The 23,047-nt window shown below is 66.3% G+C and carries 22 protein-coding genes, 2 tRNA genes and 1 pseudogene; 13 read left to right on the plus strand and 12 right to left on the minus strand.

The genetic code is table 11. The features are described 5' to 3' along the window. Positions 1-133 precede the first annotated feature (133 nt). From AB8K43_RS02940 to pknB, 7 genes are all read left to right on the plus strand, one after another. Entirely contained in the window at positions 134-340 is a 207-nt protein-coding gene (locus AB8K43_RS02940) for a hypothetical protein (protein ID WP_370891302.1), read from the plus strand. A 94-nt stretch (positions 341-434) separates the two neighbouring features. After that, a complete protein-coding gene (locus tag AB8K43_RS02945) occupies positions 435-1,385 on the plus strand; it encodes an FhaA domain-containing protein (RefSeq protein ID WP_370891304.1) in 951 nt (316 codons plus the stop codon). A 38-nt stretch (positions 1,386-1,423) separates the two neighbouring features. Further along, positions 1,424-1,912 carry an FHA domain-containing protein gene (locus AB8K43_RS02950; protein ID WP_370891307.1) on the plus strand — a complete coding sequence of 163 codons (489 nt, stop codon included), beginning with the start codon at positions 1,424-1,426 and terminating at the stop codon, positions 1,910-1,912. A gap of 18 nt (positions 1,913-1,930) precedes the next feature. Beyond that, positions 1,931-3,181, plus strand: a complete 1,251-nt coding sequence (locus tag AB8K43_RS02955; RefSeq protein ID WP_370891311.1) for a Stp1/IreP family PP2C-type Ser/Thr phosphatase — start codon at positions 1,931-1,933, stop codon at positions 3,179-3,181. Continuing rightward, entirely contained in the window at positions 3,181-4,557 is a 1,377-nt protein-coding gene (locus tag AB8K43_RS02960; protein WP_370891315.1) for an FtsW/RodA/SpoVE family cell cycle protein, read from the plus strand. The genes AB8K43_RS02955 and AB8K43_RS02960 overlap by 1 nt, the downstream gene beginning before the upstream one ends. Beyond that, on the plus strand, positions 4,554-6,011 hold the full coding sequence (locus AB8K43_RS02965; RefSeq protein WP_370891319.1) for a peptidoglycan D,D-transpeptidase FtsI family protein: 1,458 nt from the start codon (positions 4,554-4,556) through the stop codon (positions 6,009-6,011). Before AB8K43_RS02960 ends, AB8K43_RS02965 begins: the two co-directional genes overlap by 4 nt. A gap of 64 nt (positions 6,012-6,075) precedes the next feature. Then, entirely contained in the window at positions 6,076-7,941 is a 1,866-nt protein-coding gene (gene pknB / locus AB8K43_RS02970; protein WP_370891324.1) for a Stk1 family PASTA domain-containing Ser/Thr kinase, read from the plus strand. A 15-nt stretch (positions 7,942-7,956) separates the two neighbouring features. Here the strand turns inward: pknB and AB8K43_RS02975 are convergent, their stop codons facing one another. The 3 genes from AB8K43_RS02975 to AB8K43_RS02985 are packed head-to-tail and all read right to left on the minus strand — an operon-like array spanning position 7,957 to position 10,453. Next, positions 7,957-8,940, minus strand: coding sequence for a YihY/virulence factor BrkB family protein (locus AB8K43_RS02975; protein WP_370891326.1), 984 nt, complete (start codon positions 8,938-8,940; stop codon positions 7,957-7,959). 16 nt (positions 8,941-8,956) lie between these two features. Beyond that, positions 8,957-9,613 (minus strand): aminodeoxychorismate/anthranilate synthase component II, encoded by a 657-nt coding sequence (locus tag AB8K43_RS02980; protein WP_370891328.1) that lies wholly within the window; start codon positions 9,611-9,613, stop codon positions 8,957-8,959. Positions 9,614-9,649: 36 nt separating this feature from the next. Further along, entirely contained in the window at positions 9,650-10,453 is an 804-nt protein-coding gene (locus tag AB8K43_RS02985; protein WP_370891330.1) for a DUF881 domain-containing protein, read from the minus strand. Positions 10,454-10,594: 141 nt separating this feature from the next. Here AB8K43_RS02985 and AB8K43_RS02990 point away from each other — a divergent pair, with 141 nt between their 5' ends. Further along, positions 10,595-10,909 carry a cell division protein CrgA gene (locus AB8K43_RS02990; RefSeq protein ID WP_370891332.1) on the plus strand — a complete coding sequence of 105 codons (315 nt, stop codon included), beginning with the start codon at positions 10,595-10,597 and terminating at the stop codon, positions 10,907-10,909. A 104-nt stretch (positions 10,910-11,013) separates the two neighbouring features. Here the strand turns inward: AB8K43_RS02990 and AB8K43_RS02995 are convergent, their stop codons facing one another. Continuing rightward, the gene (locus AB8K43_RS02995; protein WP_370891334.1) at positions 11,014-11,847 is read right to left on the minus strand and encodes a rhomboid family intramembrane serine protease; all 834 of its coding nucleotides are present in this window, start codon (positions 11,845-11,847) and stop codon (positions 11,014-11,016) included. Positions 11,848-11,906: 59 nt separating this feature from the next. Beyond that, positions 11,907-12,425: a peptidylprolyl isomerase gene (locus AB8K43_RS03000; protein WP_370891336.1), complete on the minus strand. Its 519-nt coding sequence runs from the start codon at positions 12,423-12,425 to the stop codon at positions 11,907-11,909. Between the two features lie 138 nt (positions 12,426-12,563). Between AB8K43_RS03000 and AB8K43_RS03005 the strand changes: the two genes are divergently transcribed. Genes AB8K43_RS03005 through AB8K43_RS03015 form a run of 3 tightly spaced genes read left to right on the plus strand, consistent with a single transcriptional unit; the run spans position 12,564 to position 14,776 of the window. Next, the gene (locus tag AB8K43_RS03005; RefSeq protein ID WP_370891338.1) at positions 12,564-13,457 is read left to right on the plus strand and encodes a hypothetical protein; all 894 of its coding nucleotides are present in this window, start codon (positions 12,564-12,566) and stop codon (positions 13,455-13,457) included. Between the two features lie 30 nt (positions 13,458-13,487). Beyond that, positions 13,488-14,345, plus strand: coding sequence for an LssY C-terminal domain-containing protein (locus AB8K43_RS03010; protein ID WP_370891340.1), 858 nt, complete (start codon positions 13,488-13,490; stop codon positions 14,343-14,345). Continuing rightward, a complete protein-coding gene (locus tag AB8K43_RS03015; RefSeq protein ID WP_370891342.1) occupies positions 14,342-14,776 on the plus strand; it encodes a hypothetical protein in 435 nt (144 codons plus the stop codon). The genes AB8K43_RS03010 and AB8K43_RS03015 overlap by 4 nt, the downstream gene beginning before the upstream one ends. 570 nt (positions 14,777-15,346) lie before the next feature. Here AB8K43_RS03015 and AB8K43_RS03020 read toward each other — a convergent pair. From AB8K43_RS03020 to AB8K43_RS03030, 3 genes are read right to left on the minus strand one after another with little or no spacing between them, the layout of a single operon-like run. After that, the gene (locus AB8K43_RS03020; protein WP_370891344.1) at positions 15,347-17,245 is read right to left on the minus strand and encodes a DUF262 domain-containing protein; all 1,899 of its coding nucleotides are present in this window, start codon (positions 17,243-17,245) and stop codon (positions 15,347-15,349) included. Between the two features lie 18 nt (positions 17,246-17,263). Further along, entirely contained in the window at positions 17,264-18,223 is a 960-nt protein-coding gene (locus AB8K43_RS03025; protein ID WP_370891346.1) for a BsuBI/PstI family type II restriction endonuclease, read from the minus strand. Continuing rightward, the gene (locus tag AB8K43_RS03030) at positions 18,220-19,695 is read right to left on the minus strand and encodes an Eco57I restriction-modification methylase domain-containing protein (protein WP_370891350.1); all 1,476 of its coding nucleotides are present in this window, start codon (positions 19,693-19,695) and stop codon (positions 18,220-18,222) included. The genes AB8K43_RS03025 and AB8K43_RS03030 overlap by 4 nt, the downstream gene beginning before the upstream one ends. A 280-nt stretch (positions 19,696-19,975) precedes the next feature. Between AB8K43_RS03030 and AB8K43_RS03035 the strand changes: the two genes are divergently transcribed. Then, positions 19,976-20,530, plus strand: coding sequence for a TetR/AcrR family transcriptional regulator (locus AB8K43_RS03035; RefSeq protein WP_370891354.1), 555 nt, complete (start codon positions 19,976-19,978; stop codon positions 20,528-20,530). Positions 20,531-20,968: 438 nt separating this feature from the next. Further along, a pseudogene (locus tag AB8K43_RS03040) lies at positions 20,969-22,000 on the plus strand (recombinase family protein); the annotation flags it as partial. Here AB8K43_RS03040 and AB8K43_RS03045 read toward each other — a convergent pair. From AB8K43_RS03045 to AB8K43_RS03060, 4 genes are all read right to left on the minus strand, one after another. Next, positions 21,920-22,354: a hypothetical protein gene (locus AB8K43_RS03045; protein WP_370891356.1), complete on the minus strand. Its 435-nt coding sequence runs from the start codon at positions 22,352-22,354 to the stop codon at positions 21,920-21,922. The pseudogene AB8K43_RS03040 and the gene AB8K43_RS03045 overlap by 81 nt on opposite strands. 235 nt (positions 22,355-22,589) lie before the next feature. After that, positions 22,590-22,662, minus strand: a tRNA-Ala gene (locus AB8K43_RS03050). A gap of 43 nt (positions 22,663-22,705) precedes the next feature. Continuing rightward, complete coding sequence (locus AB8K43_RS03055; RefSeq protein WP_370891358.1) at positions 22,706-22,870, minus strand: hypothetical protein; 165 nt, start codon at positions 22,868-22,870, stop codon at positions 22,706-22,708. 30 nt (positions 22,871-22,900) lie between these two features. Beyond that, positions 22,901-22,977 (minus strand) — tRNA-Ile (locus tag AB8K43_RS03060). Positions 22,978-23,047 lie beyond the last annotated feature (70 nt).

Raw genomic sequence — 23,047 nt, forward strand, 5'->3', positions numbered from 1 at the left:
CATTCCGGATGCTGAAGAGGACCTCACCAACTGATCTGAGGGGGCTCCTTTCCCCAGGACGTGGCGTCAGGGAGCGACGGCCGAAACCGATCGAACCCCTCCGCCCGACGCGGTGGGAAACCCTCCGAAAGCGTTGAGCGGTGGCGCGGGTGAGTCTCGCGTCGCGCTCTACGCCGCGATCCGCCGCGAGGCCCGGGCTGGGATGTCGAACCGCGCCCTTCAACACAAGCACGGCGTCGGCTACCGCACCGCCCCCGCTGCGCTGAACTCGGTGTCGAAGGCGTCATCAGCGCGACGGACTTCATGGAACCCCGAGGACGCCCAAACGGCCTTCATCTAGCGCGCCCCAGGGTTCTCCCAGCCGCGCGCCGATAGGATCGGACGGATTGTGCTGACAATCGAGTAACCGATCGAGCCGAAGGGAGGCCACGCACGTGAGTCTGTTTGAACGCATGGAGCGCAAACTCGAGCGCACCGTCAACGGCGTCTTCGCCAAGGCCTTCCGCTCGGAGGTGCAGCCACTGGAGCTGGCCTCGGCGGTCCGCCGCGCGATGGACGACCGGGCCACGCTGCTCGGCCGGGGCAACACGATCGTGCCCAACCTCTTCACGATCGAACTCTCCGACGAGGACTTCGACCGGCTCATGGAGTACGGCGTCGAACTCGAAGACGAGCTGATCGCCGCCGCCCGCGACCACGCCGAGAGCCAGCGCTACCAACCGCGCGGCCCGCTCCAGGTCCTCTTCGACGCCGACCCCGAGCTCGAGGTCGGTGTCTTTCGGGTACGCCCCGCGACCTCCCGCCAGCGAGTCGAGCGCCCGGCCCAGGTCCAAGAGTCCGCCGACGATTACGCGGCCGACGACTACGACGAGTACAGCGACTCCTTTGCCGCCCGAAGCAAGGACGCCGACCCTGCGCCTGCGCCCCAGCCGGACGGACCTCCGTCGCCCCCACCGGTCCCGCCGGTCCCCTCCGCGCCGGCCGGTAATGCCGCCGCCGGGGCCCCTCCTGTGCCGCAGCCGACCTCGGCCCGTCCGGCGAGTCCTCCAGCTCGACCCGCACCCCCGGCCCCTCGCCGGGTGTCGGTCACCGAGCGCCCCTGGATCGAGGTCGACGGCGAGCGCTACCCCCTTCTCGGCAACCTCACGGTCCTCGGCCGCGATGACAGCGCCGACATCGTCTTGGACGACCCGGGGATCAGCCGCCGTCACTGCGAGATCCGGATCGTCGACACCGGCGATCGCCTGGACGCCTCGCTGCGCGATCTCGGCTCGACCAACGGCACCTTCGTCAACGGTCACCAGGTCGACGCCTCCCGGATCACCGACGGCGACCGGATCACCGTCGGACGTACGTCGGTGAAGTACCGCACAGCCTCGCGCTAAACCCCCGTTACCTCCGAGCAGTAAGGATTCTTGAGCCCATGAGCGAGCTGACCGTCACCGTGCTGCGGCTCGGCCTGCTCCTGCTCTTGTGGATCTTCGTGATGTCGCTCGCGGGCGTCTTGCGCACCGACCTGTACGGCACCAAGGTGATCTCTCGCTCAGGTGGCGGACGGCGCGAGACCCGCAAGGAACGCAAGGCCCGTCGAGCCGAAGAGGCCCCGCGCCGGGACCCGAAGATCCCCAACCATCTCGTCATCACCAACGGACCGCTGACCGGCACCCACCTGCCGCTTCGCGAACCGGGAGTGCTCATCGGTCGCAACCCCGAGTGCACCCTGGTCCTCGACGACGACTTCGCCTCCGGCCGGCACGCGCGCATCGTTCGCGGCGACGACGGCTGGTACGTCGAGGACCTCGGGTCCACCAACGGCACCTACCTCGGTCAGTACCGAGTCGGCGAGGCCGTGCCCATGGAGACCGGACAGAGCATCCGGATCGGCCGTACCGTCATCGAGTTGCGGAACTAGCGAGGTTAAGCCACCGACATGTCGATCGCCTTTAGCTACGCCGCCCGCTCCGATGCGGGCATGGTGCGCAAGAACAACCAGGACTCCGGCTATGCGGGTCCGCACTTGCTCGTCATCGCCGACGGGATGGGTGGCCACGCCGGGGGCGATATCGCGAGCTCGACGGTGATCTCCGAGCTCGTCTCGATCGACCACGAGTCCTTAACGGCCGGGGAGGCGAGCGAGCAACTCTCCAAGGCCATCGCGACCGCCAATGCCGAGCTCTCCCGCGCGGCCGAGGACAACCCTGAGCTCGAGGGCCTCGGCACCACCGTCACCGCGCTCATGCGCGCCCGCAACAAGCTCATCCTCGCCCACATCGGTGACAGCCGCTGCTACCTGCTCCGCGGCGAGAAGTTCACCCAAATCACCCACGACCACTCCTTCGTCCAGACGCTGATTGACGAAGGGCGGATCACCGAAGAGGAAGCCTCCACCCACCCGCAGCGCAGCGTCGTGACGCGCGTGCTGACCGGCGATCCCGGCGACGAGCCCGATGTCGGCGCGCGCGAGGCGATCGTCGGCGACCGCTACCTGCTCTGCTCCGACGGGCTCTCCGGCTTCGTCGCGGGCGACACGATCGAGGACATCCTGCGCGACGGCAAGGCTCCCGGGACGACCGCCGATGAACTCGTCGGCCTGGCCCTGAAGGCCGGCGCCCCCGACAACGTCACCGTCATCGTCGCCGATGTCGTCGACCTCAATGCCCTCGAGACCCCTCCATCGACCCAGCCCCAGGTCGTCGGCTCCGCGGCCCTGCGCCAAGAGCGCACCCGCCCGATCGAGAACTCGCCGGCCGCGAAGGCGGCGGCGCTCTCACCCCCTTCGGACGAGGCCCCGACCCAAGAGATCCGATTGGCCGAAGAGGAGCGCCCCGGAGCCCTCGGCCGCTGGGCCAAGCGCCTCGGCGTGCTCGCCGTCTTCGCCCTGATCGTTGGTGTCCTCGGCTACGCGGGTTGGACCTGGACCCAGAACCAGTACTACGTCGGCGCGCAGGACTCCCGGGTCACGATCTATCAGGGCATCAACCAAAACCTCGGCCCGATCCAGTTCTCCCACGCCGTTCGGCAGACCGACATTCCGTTGAGTGACCTCCCCGGCTTCTATCGCTCCACGGTCGAAGAGACCGTCGCCGTCGAATCCCTTGACGCCGCCGAGCAGCGCGTCGACAGCCTGCGCGTCGCCGCCGTGCGCTGCACTCAGCTCCGAGAATCCGGCCAGGAGTGTTGATGAGGGCGATCACCACGATCGCCCCCAAGCGGGGTCGTAACGTCGAACTCCTCCTCACCGCGCTCGCGATCGGGGTGGTGGTCCTCGCCTACGTCAACGTCGCGGTCGCCGAGACCGGCACGACCCCTCCGGACCTGCTCTTCCTCACCGGAATGCTCGGGGCGATCGCCCTAGTCTTCCACCTCGTACTGCGCTTTCGGGCCTCCTACGCCGACCCGCTGATCTTGCCGATCGTGGTGATGCTGAACGGCCTCGGCGTCGTCATGATCTACCGCCTCGATATCGCCGCGGGACGCTCGTTCAGCGAGGGCCAGGCGTTCAAGCAGCTCCAGTGGACCCTGCTCGGGGTGATCTTCGCGATCGCGGTGCTGATCATGCTCCGCGACCACCGCGTACTGCGCCGCTACACCTACCTCGCGGGCCTCACCGGCTTCATCTTCCTGCTGCTGCCGCTCATCCCCGGGCTCGGCCGCTCGATCTACGGCGCCCGGATCTGGATTGGGATCGGCCCCTTCTCCTTCCAGCCCGCCGAGGTCACCAAGATCCTCCTCGCGATCTTCTTCGCTGGGTATCTCGTCCAGACCCGCGATGTGCTCGCCCTCGCCGGGAAGAAGGTGCTCGGCTTTACCTTCCCCCGCGCCCGCGACCTCGGACCGATCCTGCTCGCCTGGGTCGCGAGCATCCTGGTGCTCGTCCTCGAGACCGACCTTGGGACCTCGCTGCTCCTCTTCGGCCTCTTCGTCTCGATGCTCTACGTGGCGACCGAGCGGGTGTCTTGGATCGCGATCGGCCTCACCCTCGCCGCCGCGGGCGCCTACGTGGCCTACCTCCTCTTCTCCCACCTTCAGGTCCGGGTGCTCTGCTGGCTCGATCCGCTCGGGCCCGAGGGACTGGAGCCCTGCTACCAGTTGAACCAGGGTCTGATGGGGATGGCCGCCGGCGGGCTCTTCGGCTCCGGTCTCGGCCAAGGGCGGCCGTGGCTCACCCCCCTTCCCGAGTCCGATTTCATCTACGCCTCGCTCGGTGAAGAACTCGGCCTGATCGGCCTCTTCGCGATCCTCGCCCTCTACGCCCTGCTCGTGCAGCGCGGGATGCGTACGGCGATCGGCCTGCGCGACGGCTTCGGCAAGCTGCTCGCGGTGGGTCTGTCCTTCACCGTCGCGCTGCAGGTCTTCGTCGTCGTCGGTGGGATGACCCGGGTCATCCCGCTCACCGGCCTGACGCTGCCCTTCATGGCCTACGGCGGATCCTCGCTGCTCACCAACTGGACCCTCATCGCGCTGCTGCTGCGGATGAGCGACCACGCGCGCCGCCCCGAGCCCGAACTCGACCCGGCCGCGATCGACGCACCGACCGAAGTGGTGTCGCTCAAATGAACGATCCCATCCGGCGCCTATCGATGATCACCGGCATCTTCTTCGTCATGTTGCTCGCCGCGAGCAGCTGGCTGCAGGTCCTCGGCGCGAGCGCGATCAACGAACGCGCCGACAACCGGCGGACCGTCTTGTCCTCCTTCGCCCGGGAGCGCGGTCAGATCCTGATCGACGGCAAGCCGATCGCGAGCTCGACACCCCTTGAAGACGGCCAGTACAAGTGGCAGCGGGTCTACGAGCAGCCGGAGCGCTACGCCCACGTCACCGGGTACTACTCCTTCCTGTATGGCGCCGGCGGTGGTATCGAGGGGGCCGAAAACAGCCTGCTCTCCGGCCAGGACGACAAGCTCTTCTACGGTCGGATCGGTGACACCCTCGCCGGGCGCGAGCCGAAGGGGGCGAGCGTCGAGCTCACCATCAACCCCAAGGCTCAGGCCGCGGCCGAGCAGGCGCTCGGCGACCAGCGCGGCGCGGTCGTCGCGCTCAACCCCAAGACCGGCGCGATCCTCGCGATGGTCTCGAACCCGACGTACGACCCCACCCCGCTAGTGAGCCGCGACCAGCAGGTCGCCGAACGCGCCTGGAAGTCCTACAACGAAGACTCCGCCCGGCCCATGGTCAACCGCGCGATCGGCGGCAACCTCTACCCACCGGGCTCGGTCTTTAAGGTCATCACCGCGGCCGCCGCGCTCGAGGACGGCCGCTGGGACGAAAACTCCTCGATCCCAGGCCCGGCCGTGCTCGACCTGCCGCAGACCAGCGCGGACCTGCCGAACTCTCACCCGGGCGCGTGCGGCCCCGGCGGCCAGGTGACGATCGCCGACGCGATGCGCCAGTCCTGTAACACCGCCTTCGGCTGGCTGGGCCTCGAGCTCGGCGGCCAGGCCGTCGGTGACCAGGCGAGCAAGTTCGGCTTCGGCGACAACCTCTCGGTGCCCATGCGGGTCACCCCGAGCACCTTCCCGACGAACCTCAACCCGCCCCAGGAGGCGCAGAGCGCGATCGGTCAGTACGACGTGCGCGTGACCCCCCTTCAGGTCGCGATGATGACCGCCGGTGTCGCCAACGACGGCGTCGTCATGCGCCCCTATCTCGTCGGCCGGACCCTCGGGTCGGATCTGAAGGTCCTCTCCGAGACCGACCCCGAAGAACTCTCGCGGGCAGTGAGCCGCGGCACCGCCGACCAACTGACCGACATGATGAAACTCGTCGTGAGTTCGGGGACGGGGACGCGCGCGCAGGTGCCTGGCGTGAGCGTCGCCGGCAAGACCGGTACCGCGCAGCACACCGCCGGCGCCGCCCCGCACGCCTGGTTCACCGGTTTTGCCCCCGCCGACAATCCCGAGGTCGCGGTCGCCGTGGTCGTCGAGGACGGCGGCAACGCCGGCAACGAGGCCGCGGGCGGGTCGGTCGCCGGTCCGATCAGCGCGGCCGTCATGCAGGCGGTGCTCAACTAATGATCTTCAACGCACGACGCCGAGACGACTTCTCCGGTCCCGGATCCACGAAGGAGAGTGCACCGTGAGCCCATCCACCCCACGCCTGCTCGGCGGCCGATACGAGGTCGACGAGCTGATCGGACGTGGCGGCATGGCCGAGGTCCACAAGGGGTACGACACCCGCCTCGGCCGCCCGGTCGCGATCAAGATCCTGCGTAGCGACCACGCCCGGGACATGACCTTCTTGCACCGCTTCCGCCGCGAAGCCCAGTCCGTCGCTGGCCTGAACCATCGCTCGATCGTCGCCGTGTACGACTCCGGCGAGGACCAGTACCGCGAGGCCGGGGGCGCCCTGCTCGACGTGCCCTACATCGTGATGGAGTACGTCGAAGGGCGCACGCTGCGCGAGGTCCTCAACGCCGACGGCCCCTTCGAGCCCGATGAGGCGGCCCGGGTGGTCGCGAGCATCCTCGACGCCCTCGCGTACAGCCACCAGATGGGCATCGTGCACCGCGATATCAAGCCCGGCAACGTGATGATCGGCGCCGATGGCGCGGTCAAGGTGATGGACTTCGGCATCGCCCGCGCCGTCGCCGACACCCAGGCGACGATGACCGCGACGAGCGCCGTCATCGGCACCGCCCAGTACATCTCGCCCGAGCAGGCCCGCGGCGAAACCGTCGATAACCGCAGCGATATCTACTCGACCGGCTGTCTCCTCTTCGAGCTCCTCACCGGCCGCACCCCGTACACGGGCGAACCGATCTCCCTTACCTATCAGCACGTCAACGCCGAGATCCCGCGCCCGAGCGAGATCAACCCGGATGTCCCGACCGAGCTCGATGCGATCACCACGCACGCGCTCGCGAAGGACCGCGACGATCGCTACCAGGACGCCGCCGATATGGCCGACGACCTGCGCTCGTTCCAGGCGAACCGCCCGATCAGCCCGGCCGCGCTCGCCTCGATCGGGTTTGGCGCAGCTGCTGGTGCGGCAGCCGCTGCTGCTGCGGGTTCCGATACCCCCACCGCCGCGATGACACGGGCGATGACCCCGCCGCCGAACCCTCCGGTGACCCCGGCCCCGGAGGACGAGGCCGACGATGACACCGCGGTCGCGAACCGTGCGCCCGAGAAGCGGCGCAGCCCGTGGGGTTGGATTGTCGCCTTCATCTTGTTGCTCGCGCTCGGTGGCGTGGGCTTCTGGGCGTTCAGCAACCGCGCGCCCGAGGTCGAGCGGGTGAGCGTCCCCGGCATCGTCTCGATGGATAAGGACGCCGCCGACGCCCGGCTCCAGGCCGAGGGGCTCGACCCGGCGGGAGAGCGGGTCGAGTCCGACAAACCGGTCGGCGAAGTGCTGACCCAGTCCCCCGAAGAGGGCACTCAGGTCGATCGGGGCGCTCGCGTCGAGTACACCTACTCCGGCGGCCCGGGCGCGACGACCGTGCCCCAGTTGGAGGGTCTCACCGTCGAAGAGGCCCGCACAGCCTTGGAAAACAACGGCCTCGAACTCGGCAATGTGACCGAAGAGGACAGCCCCGAGCAGGAGAAGGGCAAGATCATCAGCTCGAACCCGGGCCTGGCCTCCTCGGCGGAGAAGGGGAGCAAGGTCGACGTCGTCGTCGCCTCCGGCAAGGTCCAGCTGCCGAACCTCTCGGGCCAGAGCCTCGATCAGGCGCAGAACACCCTTCGGGATCTGAAGCTCAACGCCAAGCTGGAGCCGCGCGAGAGCGCCCGACCCGAAAACACCGTCCTCAACACCTCGCCCGGGGCGGGCAAGGTCGACCAGGGCGCGACGATCACGCTCATCTACGCGATCCCGAAGCCGGAGCCGTCGACGCCGACCGACACCCCCACGGACACTCCGACGGACACGCCGACCGATACCCCGACCGACACCCCCACGGATACGCCGACCAACGACCCGACCAACCCGGAGAACTCGTAGGGGTAGGCCGAGGGGCTAGGCCCCGGGGTCCTTGGGCGCGGCCTTATCGCGCTCGAAGCGGACCTCGATCTTCTGGTAGCCCTTGAGGCGCTGCGCCGCGGCCTGGCGGCGGTAGGCCTTCACATCGGCCGGGGTGAGGTCAACGTTGTCGGTGAAGGGGGTGAGCAGGGCCCGTGGGTAGAGGCGGTCCTTGCGCACGACGTTGATCTCGACGGTGATGAGCACGATCACCGACAGCGTGTAGAGGAAGACGAGCATGCCGAGGACGAGGGCGAAGACACTGTTGAGGTTGCTCGCGCGGGCGATCACCGTCCCCACGTAGGTTGCCCCGACCGACTGCAGGACCTGCCACAGGAGCGCCGCGATCACCGCGCCGGGCAGGACATCACGCAGGTCCAAGCGCCGGGTCGTCGCGATGATGTAGACGAAGGCGAAGACGAGCGAGTTGACGATGATCGAAATCAGGTCGATGAACTCGCCGACGTAGGCCCCCGAGAGCCGCGATCGGAGGAAGGCCGTCATCACCGTCGTCGAGACCAGCACCACCCCCGCCGTGAGCAGCAGGAGCAGTCCGCGGCCACGGCTGAGGAAGGGGTTGGGCCGGCTATTGCGCGGCACCATCCAGGCGGTGTTCATCCCGTACTGGAGGGCCTGACCGACACCGAGGCAGCCATAGAGCGCAGCGAGCCCACCGATCACCAAGCCGAGCGGACCACCGCCGAGCGTGCCGGTCTCGCGCAACTCGTCCCCGACGATCGGGAACTCACTGACCGCCGAGGTGAGGATCGCCTCTTGCCAATCCGGCCGGTCGGCGAGGACCAGGCCAAGCACGGTCGACAGGAGCAGCAACATCGGGAAGATCGAGATGAAGGCGTAGTAGGTGAGCAGCGCAGCGAGATAGCCGCCGAAGTCGTCGATGAACTTGTAGATCACCGCGAGCGGGAAGCCGACGACCTTATGGCGTCGCTGGAAGTGGTCGATCCGATCGACAACTCCCACGGGACCCCCTTCGCCCTTATCCGGCCGCAACGGCGCGGGCGACACCCTCGGTGTCACCGACCAGGGGAGAGAGGCCCACGCTCCGTGCGACGGCCTGGTCATCACCGACGATCTCGAGCCAGTTCGCGAGCAGGCGGTGTCCGCCGGTCGTGAGCACGCTCTCGGGGTGGAACTGGACACCGTGCAGGGGCAGGTCACGGTGACGCGCAGCCATGATGATCCCCGTCTCGGTGTGCCCGTTGGGGATCAGCTCGTCGGTGAGCGTCGCCGGGTCGATCGTGAGCGAGTGATAGCGGGTCGCGGTGAAGGGGGAGCTCAGCCCGGCGAGGACGCCGCTGCCGTCGTGGACGACCTGGCTCGTCTTGCCGTGCAAGAGCTCCGGCGCGCGGCCGACCGTCGCTCCCGTCACGACTCCGAGCGCCTGGTGGCCAAGGCAGACGCCCAACATCGGCTGGGCTCGCTCGGCGCAGGCTTCGATCATCGCGATCGAGACGCCCGCCTCTTCGGGCGTACCGGGGCCGGGGGAGATCAGGACTCCGTCGTACTCAGCGCCGTCCGCGGGCGTGATCGCGTCATTACGGACGACGGTGGTCTGCGCCCCGAGCTGCTGGAGGTAGCCGACGATCGTAAAGACAAAGCTGTCGTAGTTGTCGACGACGAGGATGCGGGCCACCGCCCCAGTATGCCGGGTGCGGGCAGCAGGTCCGGGCTACGGCTGCTCTGGCGGAGCGGCGTACTTGAGGCTCATCGTGCCTTCATAGGCCGGCAAGAGCGTCTTGTCCGCGGCGCTCACCTCATAGCCGAGCCCGACCGCCTTCACATAGTCGCGGTAGATCTTCACGCCCGGGTCGGCATCGAGGGCCTGCTGCATGCTCGCCTGGTCGCCGATCGCGGTGATCGTGAAGGGGGGCGAGTAGACCCGTCCCTGCAGGATCAGCGTATTGCCGACACAGCGCACGGCGCTGGTCGAAATGACCCGCTGGTCCATGATCATCATCCCCTCGGCGCCACCGCGCCAGAGGGCATTGACCACGGCCTGGACGTCCTGCTGGTGGACCACGACATCATCGACGGTGAAGCCCTCGGGGATCGTGTCGCTGCTGAGGTGCGCGTCATCGAGCGTCACCGTCAGGCTCGGGCCCTCGATCGGGACGCTGCCGGCGTTTGGTCCGACCGCGCTGATCTTGTCGTTGAGCGCGCTCACCTGCTTGCTGTCCGGGGCCGCCCTTTTGGACAGGGCCTCGACCTCGCTCTGAAGGACCTTCACCTGGACACCGGCCCGGGCGTTGTCGTGAGTGCGTGATCGGATCACATCGGGCAAGTCGGTCGCCTCGGAGCGCAGGTCGGTCCCGCGAGCCGTCGTGCCCGAGACGGCGAAGAGGAGGCCCGCCGCGAGCGCGATGACCGGGACCAGGGAGGACCACTTCGTCGGGCGGTGGGTGAGCCACGCGCGCAGCATCCGGGGGCGGTCGGGTTCTTGGTCGGGGTCGACGTGTCGCCCTTCGCTCTTCATGGCCCTGCCCCTCTCTTCACCTGGGGTTCGCGCGTCCACCGGCATGATCCGACGGCTTCGCCTACTACGCTAAGGCAGAATCATCGCGCTCGTTATTCCCCGGGCGCGGCGCGCGAGCACCAAACCCAAGGAGTACCCACCGTGGCGAAGTCCGCCGACCGCAAAGATCTCAACGCCAAGGCCCGCTCCGGCGACCCCCGCAAGAAGGCCGAAGCCGACGCCGTCGAGGAGCGCAAGGAGACCGTTAAGCGGGAAAAGGTCAAGGCTCAGCGGATCGGGAACCCGTCGTGGTTTGTCCCCGTCATGCTCACCCTGATGGTCGCGGGCTTGCTCTGGGTCGTCATCTACTACATCTCCGACTTCACCTATCCGGTGAAGGCCTGGGGACAGTGGAATCTCGGGGCGGGCTTCGCCCTGATGATGGCCGGCTTCGCCATGACGACCCGCTGGCGCTGATCCCCCTTCGTCCCCTGCACGGGGGATGACCGCAAGAAACCCTGTGGATAACCGGAGTTATCCACAGGGTTTCCCACAGCTGGGGACAAGTTACAGCGGTGTGATTACCCAATCCCGAGCGCGGTCGAGCCGTAGCGCAGCCACCACAGGCCGACGCAGACCCCGAGGATCACGGCGATCGCTCCCCAGGCGATAAGCGGCCGGCGCTGCTGACGGGACTGGGCGAAGGCGAGCGCGAGCAGCGCCCCGACGGCGAGACCACCGAAGTGGGCCTGCCAGGCGATGTTGGGGATCACGAAGCCGATCACGGCGTTGATCGCCACGGTGGCGAGCATCCCGGAGGAGTCGCGCCCGAGGTGACGGTTCAAGATGATCACCGCGCCGAAGAGGCCGAAGACGGCACCCGACGCACCGACGACGGGCGTCAGCGAATCGGTCGGCTGCACCATCAGGTAGGCGATGGTCCCGCCGATCGCGCAGGAGAGGTAGAGCGCCGCGTACCGGAGCCGGCCGAGCAGCATCTCGAGATACGGCCCGACCATGTAGAGCGCGAACATGTTGAAGCCCAGGTGCATCAGCCCGGCGTGGGTGAAGGCCGAGGTGATGATCCGGTACGGCTGCTCACCGGCGACGATCGGGGCCAGCGCCAGGTCGCCCCAAAGTCGTGGCGCTCCCATGACTGCGAGTTGCACCACGACACAGATCGCGATAATCCCGTAGGTGAGGTAGGGGACGGGCCCGCTCGCTCGACCGCCCATCGCGGTGACCTCTGGGCGCGCGTCCCGTTGGGCCTCGGCGACGCAATCGACGCACTGGAAGCCGACGGCGGCCGGGCGCTGACAGTCGGCGCAGGCCGGACGGTGGCAGCGCTGACAGCGGACATAGGAGACCCGGTCCGGGTGGCGCGGGCAGACCGGGGTCTCCTCGGGCGCCTCCACGGGACCGGGTCCCTGAAATGGTGGGTTCGTCACCGGTGGTCTTTCGTCGCTGTCGAGCCTTAGGAGAGGATCTCGACCCGCTCGATGACCACCGGCTCGACCGGCTTGTCCATCGGGCCGGTCTGGACGCCCGCGATGGCGTCGACGACCGCGCGCGAGTCGGCGTCGGCGACCTCACCGAAGATGGTGTGCTTCCCGGTGAGCCACGGGGTCTCGGCGACGGTGATGAAGAACTGCGAACCGTTCGTGCCGCGCCCCATCCGCTTGCCCGCGTTAGCCATCGCGAGGAGGTACGGCTTGGTGAACGCGAGCTCGGGGTGGATCTCGTCATCGAAGGCGTAGCCGGGGCCGCCGGTGCCCTGACCGAGCGGGCAGCCGCCTTGGATCATGAAGTTCGGGATGATGCGGTGGAAACCGAGACCATCGAAGTACGGGGTGGGGTTCGTCCGGCCCGCGTCGTCCCGGTACTCCTTCTCGCCGGTCGCGAGGCCGGTGAAGTTCTCGACCGTCTTCGGAGCCTGGTTGTCGAAGAGGGTGACGGTGATGTCGCCATGGTTGGTGTGCAGAATTGCCTTCATGGCGTTCATCCTCGCATGAGGCGCTGAATGAGCGCTGAGACGATGTTGGCAGACTCGTCCCTTTGAACGTTCCCCCGCCCGCCCGATCCGGGGCAGGATGGGGGAGTACTGCCCCAATCCCAACCTGAAGGAGCAATAGTGTTCCGCACGAAGTCCAACACCGAGGTCGGCCGGGAGCGTGCCCACGAGACCGCTGACGCGGCGAGCACCAAGGTGCACGAGTGGATCGACAAGGTCGCCGAGCAGGCCGAAGTGGGCCAGGAGAAGGCGGCCGAGTTCAAGGAGACCGCGGCTGCGCGGGCTGCCGAGCTCAAGGCCACCGCCGAAAAGGACGCCGAGGTCCGGGGCCGTCGCGCGCGCAAGCAGGCTAAGAAGGCCAAGAAGGAGGCCGACAAGGCCGCCGAGGACGCCGCCAAGAAGGCCAAGAAGCGCGCGAAGAAGGCCGGCAAGGATGCCCAGGAGTTCGGCGACAAGGTGAGCGCCGCCGCCGTGGGTCTCGCTGGCGCCGGGGCCGCCGCCGCGAAGGCTGGGTGGAAGGAAGCCGGCGAGCGCGCCCCCGAGGTCGTCGCCGCGCTGCGCGATGACCACGACGCCAAGGCCGCTCTCGCCGCCGCCAAGGGCGAGAAGCCGAAGAAGGGTCGCAAGCGCAAGCTCCTCCTCTTCGCCGTCATCGGTGGCGTCATCGCCGCGGTCGTCGCCAAGAAGGCCCAGGGCGAGAAGAAGGACCCGTGGGCCGTGCCCGCCGGTGACCCCTACAAGGCCCCGGAGACCGGCCGCGACTCCAGCGTCGCGACGCCAGCCCCCGCTGTCGAGGTCACCCCGGACGCCGAGATCGCCGAGCCGGGCCTGCCCGCCGGTGACGACCTCGCGGCGCCGGTCGACGCGACCACCCTCGAGAGCGTGACCCCGAGCGATGACCCGCTGGCCGAGGACGGCACCGTCAGCGAGTCCACGGACGCGCCGAATGACGCGACCGACGTTACCGACGAGGGCGGCCACGACGAGGGTCGGCACGACGAGTTCAAGGGCTGATCCCCGTCGTGGGATGAGCCACGCCAGCAGATGCTCGAGACCAGGCGCGCCCGCTTCGCGCGGCGCCTCGACACCTTCTTCTTCGTCTTCGCTGGTCTTGCCGCTATCTGGCTGGCGTGGCTCGTCTTCCACGAGGTCTTCCGCCTCGGGTGGTGGGGGATCGCCCTCGCCATCGTCTTCTGGGCGCTGCTCGCCTACCTAGTGCTGCCCCGGGTCCACCGGATCCTCACGCAGTTGTACGTCCCGGACTACTACATCGGTCGCTCCCGAACCGCCGATGGGCTCCTCGGCGACCCGGTCAACCTCGGCATCATCGGCACCGAGGAGCAGTTGAAGACCGCGATGAGCGCGGCGCGGTGGACCCAGGCCGACGAGGTCACCCTCGCGAGCAGCATCAAGATCGTGACCTCCACCCTCAAGCGCGTCTCCTACGACGAGGCGCCCGTGAGCCCCCTTCTGATCTGGGGCAAACAACAGGACCTCGCCTACCAGCAGGAGGTCGACGGCAACCCGGCCAAGCGGCATCACGTGCGCTTTTGGCGCTGCCCGGAAGGGTGGCTGCTCCCCGGAGGTCATCGGGTGGACTGGCTCGGCGCGGGGAGCTTCGACACCGCGGTGGGCGTCTCCTTCTTCACGCTGCAGGTCACCCACCGCATCTCCGGAGATATCGACCGCGAGCGTGACCACATCGTGGGGACGGTGCGGGAGGCGTCGCCCGGCGTCGAGGTGATCGTGCTGAAGGACTATTCGACCGGTTACCACTCCCGCAACGGTGGCGGCGACTCGATCCACACCGACGGCGATCTGCCGATCATCGACCTGCGCCATCTTGGCGAGGCGCTCCCGCCGGGAGAGCCGCCCGTACGCGAGATCACGGGGCTTACGTGAGCGTGCTGCAGGCGGGCCCCGCCGATGAACTCACCCACAACCAGCGCCGTCCCGTGCAGGTCTGGGTGGGCGTCGCGATCGTCGTGCTGCGCGCCCTCGCGGTCGGCTCGGCCATGCTGCTCACCGTCGTCGCGCCCGAGGAGATGGAACTCGCAGCCGAGGACACCCACTTCGCCATCATCGTGTTGAGCATCGTCGCGGTGATCCAGGTGCTCTTTGCGATCGGGCTCTTCTGCGGGTCCAACCTCGCCCGCATGCTCGTCATGGGGATCGCGACGATCTCGATCATCACCGCCGCGTGGGCGTATTTCGGAGACGGTCAGCAGATCCGCACGAGCACGACGCTCGTGGCCGTGACGCTCGACGTCTTCATCCTGCTCGCGCTCTCGAGCGACGCTGTCCGCCGCTGGATCCTCGACCCCCGGCGCTGATCCCCTTCGGCCATCGTGTGTGGCTCCGGACTCCCCATGCCAGACGAGGCCCTGCCGAAGCGGCATCCCCGGAGAGGACGGACTTCGAGACTCAGCCCCGCTCGGTCCGGCTGGCGATAGCCTCACCACATGTCGACCGCCATCCGGCAGCTCCTCGATGAACTCTCTTGGGAGGGGTCCTCCGTCCCGTACCGGGGCGGCGGCCGCGTCCGACAAACCAGAACGGCCTCGGTCCGACGTTTCCGCGGGACCGAGGCCGTTCACTCGGTGGGCGCAATGGAGCACTATGGGAACAGGCGACTACGGGTTGAGAGGCTAGTTTCCGCGTGGAATCAGGGCATCCGCGAGGATGCCACCCCTGTCGGAGAGCCGGACGACCCCCTGATCGACGCGTCGGCGGAACCAAGTAAGCGACCTCGAACACGCCTCACGGACAGCGAAGTGGACGCTATGCGAACAGCCCGAGCGAGCGGCGTCAGCGTGAACGCGCTGGCGAGGCAGTTCGGCATCCACCGTGGCACGGTGTGGGCCAGGATTCGTGAGCATTAGCCGGTCGAGCGGGATGACTTCTCACAAGGCGTCGGAACCGAGGTCCTCGATTTCAGTGGGGTCCTCATCGAAGTCCCCATCGGCTTCGGGAGCTTCTGTGATGATTACAGGTTTTCCAATTGCCTTCTCGATCAGAACCACAAGCTCATTGCGGCGCTTTCGGAACGCCGACTCGAAGTCGTCGGTGCGCAGCAGAGCCGGGTCTACGAGGTGACTCCGCAGCCTGCTATTGACTTCCTCAGGCTCAGCACCGTCGCCTTCGATGCGCGCGAGGTACTCGCTCGGTGCGATGCCTCCGATGATCCGATTGGTCCGGGCTGTAAGTGGGGTCTTGTTGATGATCGAGTCGTAGACCTGCTTCGGGATGCCCGTCTTCTTGCACCAGTCCTGCGGAAAGATGTGGTGGATGTCCACGTTCTCATCAAAGAAGATCGTGTGACTGAATGTCTGACCCGAACGGAAGTCCTCTGCCCCGCGGTTCATGAGCAGTGCGTTCACTCCCTTGTAGGCGGCAGAGAGTCTCATGCGCATCGTATCCAGACGATCGGCTCGTACCGTTGCGTCGCGCACTGTCGAGGGCTCTGAACCACCGCGCACCCATTCCACAACCTCGATGAAGTCCTTCGCGATTCGCGTCTCAGTGGACGAGCCGTATAGCTCACCGAAAACGCCATTCCAATACCACCGACGAATCTTCTCGATAGCTGCCGGTGAGTCAGCATCGCGACCAAGTTCGGCGAGAATCGCAGCAAGTGGGACAACTTGGCTCTGGTAGGGCAAGTCCTTCACGCGGTAGATGTCGAGCTGGATCAGGAACTTGGCGGCTGAGAGGAAGCCCTCTTCGACGCGGTGCTGGTACTGCTTGTACGCGTCCAACGGGAGATTGAGCAGGACCTGCCTGGTCGCGGAGACTTGAGGTAGCTCTCTGCCCACCTTGCCCTCCGCCTTCGCGGATTCACGCAAGTCTCGTGTGTGAAACAACGAGATCGCTTGTAGGAAGTCGGTGTTCCCGACCCCGGAGAGCACGCCTTCTGCCGCTGATGGCAGCTGCATTGCTGCGCGCAGTCTGCCATGCCGCCCTTCGCCCTCTTCTGTGCCAAACCAGTCCTTTCGCAATTCGTAGCCATCGGCTGCATACATAGCGGTGATGAGTTCGAAGGCGTCGAGCGCCTTACCGCCAGTATTCACCTTCTCGAAAACGACACAGACCGCTTCTTTGCTTGTGGACGCTGAAAGTTCAATCTGCGGCACGAGGTACGCCGTGAAGTTCTTGATTACCCGTTCATGGAACTCGTTCAGTCGCTGGAACCGAGTTTGGAAGTCCGCAGTCCCGCTGTATTGCATTACGAACGCCGTTTGCCAGTCGGCGTAGTCGAGGACCGAGGTCAGTGGGAACATCATGTTCTCGAACTCCAACTCGCGCGTGGAGAGATCGAGTTCGACTACCCGCCCGAATTCTGACGTCACCCGTCGGCTCTCGGGAAGGATGACAACGGCCTCATCACGATCCCCGGCCTCGTCCAGGCATTTCTCAATGTCGAGATAGAACCACCTTCTTACCCGCTGGCGCCTCGGAGTCAAGGTCGCCACGACCTGCTTGCGCACCAGTACTTGGTACAGGGATGTGAGACGTTGCTGGCCGTCAAGCAAGAGGGAGTCGGGAGTCTCATCAGCCGCAGCCGCGGGTGCTCCCTCCAACGGCCGTGGCTTGAAGTCCACTGCACCGCCTGTACGCAGGGTCATGACGGCACCAACTGGGAACCCTCGAGAAATGGAAGCAATCAGGCCCCGGATACGCTCTTCATCCCACACCCAGCTGCGCTGAAAGTCAGGCAGCTGGAGTCGCCCCTCTCTCGCATTCTCAAGGAGGGTCTGTAGTCGGACAGAGCTGGCGGTGAAGCTGGTATCGGGGTTTGTCACTGTTTCCTCGTTCGATGCTCAGGCGTATGGCCCGAGGAAGCGTTCGCCGTTGTAGTGGATCATGTGGGTCGGGTGGTCGGCGCACCAGACTTCGGACTCCCAGGCGATCTTGTCGACGTACTTGCGGAACTCCGCCCGGTCAGGGAAGCACGACACGTAGACGAGACCTGCCGTTGACTCGGCGAACAGGTCGGTGAGTTCGGCTTGTCGCTTGGAGTCCACCGGGCCGTGGGAGCTTGCTGCTTCCAAGAGCACCAACCAGTTGCGGTCTGGAAGGTAGATGACGAGGTCCGGCATCTTGCCATGCTCATTGACCTTCACGTTGAGCGCCGCCAGGGCTTCGCGTTCGAAGAGCGCCCACTTGTCGCCGGCGTCGCCGATGTAGAGCACCTGCCCACCTGGGGTGAAGCGGGGGCAGAAGTCTTCGACCATTGACTTGAGAAGCACGTTTTGGCCGCCGGGGGTCAGGGTGAAGGTCGACCCGTCGGGAAGGGTCAACGGGATGCGATCCATCTCGCGCGCAGCCGCGTAGCGGGCCTTGAGCCCTGGCAGCTCCGCGAGGTACTGGTCGACGGCCAACTGCCAGTAGTCGGTGCCGTATGCACGCAGGACTTCCAACGCCTCGGCGGTGACCTGGTAGTTCCACTTTGGGGAGTTGACTGGGCGTTGCGGCTCATCGGAGTTCTGCACTACGAGCTGTGCCTCCACGAACTGATGGAGCGTGAACCGACGGACCGTCTCGCGAGTGTTCGGTGCGTAGTCTTTGCCGTACTCGTCACGGATGAAGTCCATGATCGCCCGCGTGCCGAGCATCGGGTTCGCGGCCTCGGCCCAAGACTCGGATGGCGCGAGGCGCAGAAGCGCCAGGAGCACAAGCGCCGATCGTTCGTTACTGCGCTCCGCGTCCATGCCGAGCGTTTCGAGGACTACCCGCGCATCTTCCACTCGCTCATAGGCGGTCTCGCTCAACTCGCTCACGCGGCGATCAACTCCATGACCAAGAAGTCCACTTCGACCTGGGACGCGGCACCGTTGCGGCCCAGGTCGCGCAGTGCGGCTGCTGTGGGGAACCGCAAGGTTCGTAGGTCGGTGGCGTTGACCTGGGTGTGACCGGAGAAAGTTCGGAAGAACTTGTCGATGACGGAGGAGTTGAGCCACATGGCGATGCCCTTGGCGAGGTCCTTGTCCAAGCCGTGGCCTCCGACATGGAAAACGTTGAGGTGGTTCTCGAACGCCACCTCGCCGGGGTTATCCACGGGAGACCAGACCGAAGCAACGATCCGACGGCGCTCTTCCTTCGCGCTGAAACGCTTGACGACCGCGTACCAGCCCTCTGGCAGGAGCATTCCGCGGTCCTTGTCATCACTGGGTCGGAACCACTGGGGCTTACGAATCTCTCGTGGCCAGAGCACGCTGCCGTCCCGGAGATTGCCGGGATAGACCAATGGCACGGCGTCCGGCTGTTCGACGGCGCTCAGAGCATGACGCGACCGGAAGTCCACCACCCGACCAGTGGAGACTTGAACACCAAGATCGGTCAGCGAGCACGGCTGGGAGAGCACCACGTCGGCGACAGCCGTGTCGTCGGCATTGGTCGCCAGCCGGATGAATCGGTGGGGGTCGTTGGGGAAGACGACCTCTTCGTAGGCAACGGCACGGGACGAGATGTCATCGGTATGGCTGCGGCTGACCGAAATTTCGACGACCCCAGGCGTCGCACCTCGTGTTCCGGCGAAGACCACGTTTTCCTGGAGGACCCCGGTATCTGCGAAGACTGTCGAGCGGGAATCGAAAACGTGCACTCGGTCGAGCGCGATCGAGTCGAGCAAGTGGGCACGGAACGCGCCGAAGTACGGGCCGTTGAAGAACGAGCGGGGAGTGATCGCGACGACCTGCCCGCCTGCCCTGAGTGCCGCAACGGACAGAGAAAGGAACGCCGCATACAGGTTCGGCGCATCGACTCCGGCAGCACGCATGGCCGTCCGGTGTGCGCTCGACACTGCTAGCTTCCCGTACGGAGGGTTTTCGATCACGAGATCGAACTGGCCATCCAGGCTGAGTGATGCGCCCAAGCCGACGGAGTCGAGAATGAAGTCCGCTTCGACAGCCTCGGCGTTGACCCGGCCACCGCCGACGTGCTCGCACGCAGAGAGCGTGGCCCGAAGACTCGGCAACACAGCGGGGTCGCGCTCAACCGCAACGATCTCAATTGACAGGCCCGGTCGCTCCGATAGCGCGCGGCTGACGAGTGCTGCGGCAAGCACGCCTGAGCCCGCGCCAGGGTCAAGCACACGCAGAGTTCCCGCCTCGGGTAAGCGGGGCATCGAAGCGATGAGCTGAGCCGCAGCTGCAGGCGTGAAGAACTGACCAAGCTCGCTCTGAGTACGCACATCAAGCCCACCGAGGGCGGCGACTCGCTCGACCTCGGCGACATCCAGGAGGTCCGCCATCAGCACTATCCCATCGTATCTGGGCCCACTGACGCGCCGCCGGAAACACGCAGACCGCGAGCAGGGTACCGCTCCTCCCAGGTCGCCACACGGGTCAGTCTCGCTCGTTGCCGCTGACCTCGTTTGAGCGATCACGCGTCTTGCAGGTCAAGGTCCGTACTAGTCTGTATGGAACTGGGTGATGTGGCCGAGCATAGCCGCCCAGCGGTGAGGAGTGATCAACGTGGTGGAGAAGCGGCGGGGTCCGGGTCGTCCGGCGTATGACTCAAAGCAGAAGCTCGTGGCAGCGACATGCACGTTGCTGTCGGAACGTGGGTTCGAAGCGACGAGCCCGGTGATGATCCAGCAACGCTCCGGCATCGGACAGGGCAGCATGTACCACCACTTCCCCGGCAAGGGGAAAGAGGGCCTGGCGCTGGATGCGATCAGTCACATGCGGGCCAGCACCCTCGCGTTCCTCGACGGCACCCCCTCGCCTCGTGGCGCAGACGTCGAGGCGGTGCGCGAACACATCGTCGCCGCGCTCGATCGTCTGTTCGACCGTCGCGAGGGTCAGGCGCTGATCCGGCTCATGGCTGACGGGGTGGCCGGGGCGATCAAGCCCCTCGCTCAGGCGACGCAGGACTGGTGTGACGACATCCGTGGAGTGATCGTGGTGATGCTCCGCGCCGACGATCCTGCCGAAGACCCTGGGGTGGCTGATGCGGCGGCCAGCTTCCTCGCTCCCGAGTTCGAGCACCTCGCCGACGAACTCTTCACTGCTGCGCTCGGGCGCGGTCTGGCCAGGTTGCCGAAGATCGCGTTCCACCTGTTCCCGGACGGCGAAGAGGCGTAGTCTGGCCACAAGACAATTCCATACGGAGTAGTACGGTGCTCGAACTGCAAGAGGCGTGTCGTCTCGAACAGGGTCTGATTGACGGGCAGTAATCCGGTGTCGTGATCCGCATTTTGGGAGGTGCTGCGCACCTACCTGTCATGAGGACTGAGGATCGACGCCTACGGCTACGGGTGACACGGAGAGACGAGCCTGATCTCGGCAAGCTCATCGAGTGGGTGCTCGGAATCACCGAGGCCCGGCACCGCGCATGGATCAACGGCGAGCCCGACCCCTACGGGCTCCCGCTGCCCGTCGGCATAGAGCCCTTGATCTTGGGTGGCGCAGTCGGTGCCGGAAAATTTCCGGGACCGTCAGGCTCCCCGAAGCGCCGAGCGGTTCGACCACCATGATCTCCACTACTCGAAGCGACCGGCTCGACCACGAAGGAGGCCCATCATGACCACCACGCTCACCACTGACGCCAGCACCGAGGAGGAAGCCCCGGTGCTGCTTGCGGTGTCCTACCTGCGGGTCTCGACGCGGGAGCAGGCTGAGCGTGGCGGCACTGAGGAGGGGTTCTCGATCCCGGCGCAGCGTGAGGCCAACCAGCGCAAGGCCGACGAGCTGGGGGCGCGGATCGTGCGGGAGTTCGTGGACGCGGGCGAGTCTGCGCGTTCGGCGGATCGCGACGGGTTGCAGGACATGCTCGCCTTCATCGCCGCGACGCGGGTGCAGTTCTGCCTAGTGCACAAGCTCGACCGGCTCGCCCGCAACCGCGCCGATGACGTGAAGATTCACGAAGCTCTGCTTGCTGCCGGGGTCACTCTCGTGTCGGCTACCGAGTCCATCGACCAGACGCCCTCGGGGATGCTCGTTCACGGCATCATGTCGTCGATTGCCGAGTTCTACAGTCGCAACCTCGCTACCGAGGTCACGAAGGGGCTGACCCAAAAAGTCGCGCAGGGTGGAACGCCGATGCGTGCGCCGGTCGGGTACCTCAATGTGCGTCGCACCGACGAGCAAGGCCGAGAGGTCAGGACGGTTGAGGTTGATCCCGAACGTGCTCCGTTGATCCGGTGGGCATTCGAGACCTACGCCCAGGGCCAGACTTCCGTGACTGGGCTGCTGCGAGACCTCACCGCACGCGGCCTGACGACCGTGCCGTCGCCGAAGCGACCGTCGAAGCCGCTGGGGAAGAACACGCTCTACAAGCTGCTGACCAACCCGTACTACGCGGGCGTGATCCGCTACAAGGGTGCGCTCCACCCAGGCGCGCACGAACCGCTCATCAAGCCTGCCCTGTTCGACCAGGTGCAATCGCTCCTGAAGGCACGCAAGGCGCAGGCAACCCGACATGTCCAGCACGCCCACCATCTCAAGGGTTTGTTGCACTGTGGAAGCTGTGGATCACGGATGCTGCTCGACTTCGCCACCAACCCGCGCGGCACGACCTACGCCTACTTCGTCTGCTCCGGACGAGCGGCGAAGAAGACGAACTGCACGAGGCGAGCGGTGCCCGTGCAGGTTGCGGAACGACTGGTCGAGGACTCCTACGCCAACATCACGATCAGCGAAGACGACTACCGACACCTCGCCGCCGAAGTCGACGCAGCATTCGACAAGCGAGGTACCGGGCGTGACCAGGAGTTCGCCGACCTCACCGCGAACCGAGCACGACTCGAAGCCGAGAGCGACAAGCTGCTCGCCGCGCACTTCACCGACGCCATCGACCTCCCGACGCTCAAGCGGCATCAAGACCGCATCCGCGCTGGGCTGGCCGACATCGAGCAGCGCCTCACCCACCACGACGAACAACATACCGGCGGTCGGGCGTTCCTTCACGACAGCCTGCGGCTGCTCACCGACGCGCACCGCGCCTACGCGCACTCCGATGACGGAAGCAGGAGGCTCGCGAACCAAGCGTTCTACACCCGGCTGGAGATCACCGAAGACGAGCAACTACGCCAGACACTGGCCGAGCCGTTCGCGACCATGGTCCACGAGGCCGGAGGCAAGGAAGCCAAACGGGAACACTCCACATCTTCTGATGTCGCGTGTTCCCGTAAGACACTGTGGGTGGAGGCGATCGGACTCGAACCGACAACCCCCTGCTTGCAAAGCAGGTGCGCTACCAATTGCGCCACGCCCCCGAGGGCTTTTTCAGTTGTCTTTGCTTAAGCACCGCCTCGATGCTCACGCTGGAGGGTAAGCATCGAGGTCTTGCTTAAGCAAAGTCGGTCCGGGCGCGGTTGCGGCGGCGGCGTAGAGGTCGCGCTCGGCCCGCTCGCGTTCGACCTTGGCCGCGAAGTAGAGCGCGCCCACTGCGGCCATTGAGGCGGCGAGGAGGATCTTCTTCATGGGCGGGACCCTTCGACAGGGGAGTCGACGTGGTGGGCCTAAGAGGACTTGAACCTCTGACCTCTTCCTTATCAGGGAAGCGCTCTAACCGTCTGAGCTATAGGCCCGTTGGCGCCGTCTCCGGCACCGATTTCACGCCCCAAGGACGCGACGCCCGAGGTTACCCCATGTGGAGCG

The sequence above is a fragment of the Janibacter sp. GXQ6167 genome (assembly GCF_041365945.1).
Taxonomy (GTDB): Bacteria; Actinomycetota; Actinomycetes; order Actinomycetales; family Dermatophilaceae; genus JBGFSK01.

Coding starts and splice junctions, on each gene's coding strand:
- AB8K43_RS02950 (WP_370891307.1), top strand. CDS start 1,424: ATGAGCGAGCTGACCGTCACCGTGCTGCGGCTCGGCCTGCTCCTGCTC.
- AB8K43_RS02955 (WP_370891311.1), top strand. CDS start 1,931: ATGTCGATCGCCTTTAGCTACGCCGCCCGCTCCGATGCGGGCATGGTG.
- AB8K43_RS02960 (WP_370891315.1), top strand. CDS start 3,181: ATGAGGGCGATCACCACGATCGCCCCCAAGCGGGGTCGTAACGTCGAA.
- AB8K43_RS02965 (WP_370891319.1), top strand. CDS start 4,554: ATGAACGATCCCATCCGGCGCCTATCGATGATCACCGGCATCTTCTTC.
- AB8K43_RS02985 (WP_370891330.1), bottom strand. CDS start 10,453: ATGAAGAGCGAAGGGCGACACGTCGACCCCGACCAAGAACCCGACCGC.
- AB8K43_RS03000 (WP_370891336.1), bottom strand. CDS start 12,425: ATGAAGGCAATTCTGCACACCAACCATGGCGACATCACCGTCACCCTC.
- AB8K43_RS03010 (WP_370891340.1), top strand. CDS start 13,488: ATGCTCGAGACCAGGCGCGCCCGCTTCGCGCGGCGCCTCGACACCTTC.
- AB8K43_RS03030 (WP_370891350.1), bottom strand. CDS start 19,695: ATGGCGGACCTCCTGGATGTCGCCGAGGTCGAGCGAGTCGCCGCCCTC.
- AB8K43_RS03055 (WP_370891358.1), bottom strand. CDS start 22,870: ATGAAGAAGATCCTCCTCGCCGCCTCAATGGCCGCAGTGGGCGCGCTC.